Here is a 1,866-nt window from a genome sequence, read left to right on the forward strand (position 1 = left end):
CAATATTATGGAGCGGGTGATGGGAATCGAACCCACGACATCAGCTTGGAAGGCTGAGGTTTTACCATTAAACTACACCCGCAATATTCAATATCGGGAAGACAGGATTTGAACCTGCGACCCCTTGGTCCCAAACCAAGTGCTCTACCAAGCTGAGCTACTCCCCGTTTACTTTAAAAGTAATGGCGCGCCCGAGAGGACTCGAACCCCTAACCTTTTGATCCGTAGTCAAACGCTCTATCCAATTGAGCTACGGGCGCTTCATATAAGTTGTTTATTTGATGTCCCTCTCAGAGGCGACTTAACTATAATATCAAATCCAGCATTTTGTGTCAACACTTTTTTGAAATTATTTTTTCGGTGTTTTTGGTGCGGCCGAGAAGAGTCGAACTTCCACGGGGTTGCCCCCACTAGGCCCTCAACCTAGCGCGTCTGCCATTCCGCCACGACCGCGAAAATGAATGGCTAGTATAAATGTATGGTGCGGGTGAAGGGACTCGAACCCCCACGTCAAAGACACTAGATCCTAAGTCTAGCGCGTCTGCCAATTCCGCCACACCCGCATACATTTTATAAAGTTGGCTGGGCTAGCTGGATTCGAACCAACGCATGTCGCAGTCAAAGTGCGATGCCTTACCGCTTGGCTATAGCCCATCGAAGATGATTTAACTTTAGAAGGTTAGTATTAAGTCCCTCTGGTGGAGGATGACGGGATCGAACCGCCGACCCCCTGCTTGTAAGGCAGGTGCTCTCCCAGCTGAGCTAATCCTCCAGATAGAAATGGGAAACAAAACAAGAATGTTTTGCATCCCACTTTGTAGTGACCCGTACGGGATTCGAACCCGTGTTACCGCCGTGAAAGGGCGGTGTCTTAACCGCTTGACCAACGGGCCTTAATAGATGGCGGAGAAGGAGGGATTTGAACCCTCGCGCCGCTTACACGACCTACACCCTTAGCAGGGGCGCCTCTTCAGCCACTTGAGTACTTCTCCATTTGGCTCCACCAGTAGGATTCGAACCTACGACCCTTCGGTTAACAGCCGAATGCTCTACCGCTGAGCTATGGTGGAATAATGCTACGGTGTGTCGGATAACGTTGTCTTTCGTCGCAACCGACTGCTTTTATTTTAATAAGCTTGTACTTAAAAGTCAAGTTTTTTCGGAACAAAAATGATATATTATCATAATTGTCATCCAGCCGTTTTTTAAAACAGCGACTAGAATAAATTATCATATTTTATGGTTGTGTGTCAACACGCTTTTCTATTTCTCTTAACTTCCCTCTACATTTTCCACATCTATACTTGTTTGTATTCACTCTTCTTACTCTTTTGTATTGCAGGTGGCAATCCACACATTCATATATACGAAAAGTTTTCGGCTTGGATGTAGTTGTATGAATGGGCGTACAAAATCTTGGGGCCCCCACTTTTTTAAGTAAGAATCGGAAATCAGCATCTCGGTGTTTATAGCCTTTACCTTGAATGTGCAGGTGGTAGTGGCATAGTTCGTGTTTGATGATGCCTACTAGCTCGTCCATACCCAGGGCGTCGTAATACTTCTTGTTGATTTCGATGTTGCTTGTGGAGGTGAGGTATCTTCCTCCGGTTGTTTTCAGTCGGTGATTGAATGATGCTTTGTGAAGGAAAGGTCTGTTGAAATGCTTTAGGGAGATTCCTTCTATTAACTTCTGTAGTTCTTTGTCTTCCATGTGTCCTCCACCTTTCATTCGAACCCTCCCCATTATACTGCATAGTATAGAAAAAAATAAGTCATTTATGTTGGGCTGGTTTCTATAAGATTGTTGTTTTCCCTTTGAAGTTTTGCCGTTTCTTTCCGCTGCAGGCACTCGCTTTCCGCAGGGCA

General features: G+C 45.6%; 1 protein-coding gene and 10 tRNA genes. All 11 read right to left on the minus strand.

Annotation, left to right across the window (positions count from 1 at the left end; translation table 11 throughout):
* Positions 1 to 8: 8 nt before the first annotated feature.
* The 11 genes from M313_RS0101205 to M313_RS0101255 all read right to left on the minus strand — a co-directional run bounded on the left by M313_RS0101205 (position 9) and on the right by M313_RS0101255 (position 1,711).
* Positions 9 to 82, minus strand: a tRNA-Gly gene (locus M313_RS0101205).
* 11 nt (positions 83 to 93) lie between these two features.
* Positions 94 to 167: transfer RNA gene (locus M313_RS0101210), tRNA-Pro, on the minus strand.
* A 16-nt stretch (positions 168 to 183) separates the two neighbouring features.
* Positions 184 to 260: transfer RNA gene (locus M313_RS0101215), tRNA-Arg, on the minus strand.
* Between the two features lie 107 nt (positions 261 to 367).
* Positions 368 to 453: transfer RNA gene (locus M313_RS0101220), tRNA-Leu, on the minus strand.
* Positions 454 to 479: 26 nt separating this feature from the next.
* Positions 480 to 563: transfer RNA gene (locus tag M313_RS0101225), tRNA-Leu, on the minus strand.
* Positions 564 to 579: 16 nt separating this feature from the next.
* Positions 580 to 654 (minus strand) — tRNA-Gln (locus M313_RS0101230).
* Between the two features lie 42 nt (positions 655 to 696).
* A tRNA-Val gene (locus tag M313_RS0101235) sits at positions 697 to 772 on the minus strand.
* A gap of 49 nt (positions 773 to 821) precedes the next feature.
* A tRNA-Glu gene (locus tag M313_RS0101240) sits at positions 822 to 893 on the minus strand.
* An 8-nt stretch (positions 894 to 901) separates the two neighbouring features.
* Positions 902 to 992 (minus strand) — tRNA-Ser (locus tag M313_RS0101245).
* A gap of 3 nt (positions 993 to 995) precedes the next feature.
* A tRNA-Asn gene (locus M313_RS0101250) sits at positions 996 to 1,070 on the minus strand.
* A gap of 167 nt (positions 1,071 to 1,237) precedes the next feature.
* A complete protein-coding gene (locus M313_RS0101255) occupies positions 1,238 to 1,711 on the minus strand; it encodes a SprT family protein (RefSeq protein ID WP_029326275.1) in 474 nt (157 codons plus the stop codon).
* Between the last annotated feature and the right edge of the window lie 155 nt (positions 1,712 to 1,866).

The sequence above is a fragment of the Bacillus sp. m3-13 genome, assembly GCF_000175075.1.
In the GTDB taxonomy this organism is placed as follows: Bacteria; Bacillota; Bacilli; order Bacillales; family Bacillaceae_I; genus Sutcliffiella_A; species Sutcliffiella_A horikoshii_C.

Bases quoted from the DNA above. Each gene is read 5' to 3' on its own strand.
- M313_RS0101255 (WP_029326275.1), bottom strand. From the start codon at position 1,711: ATGGAAGACAAAGAACTACAGAAGTTAATAGAAGGAATCTCCCTAAAG.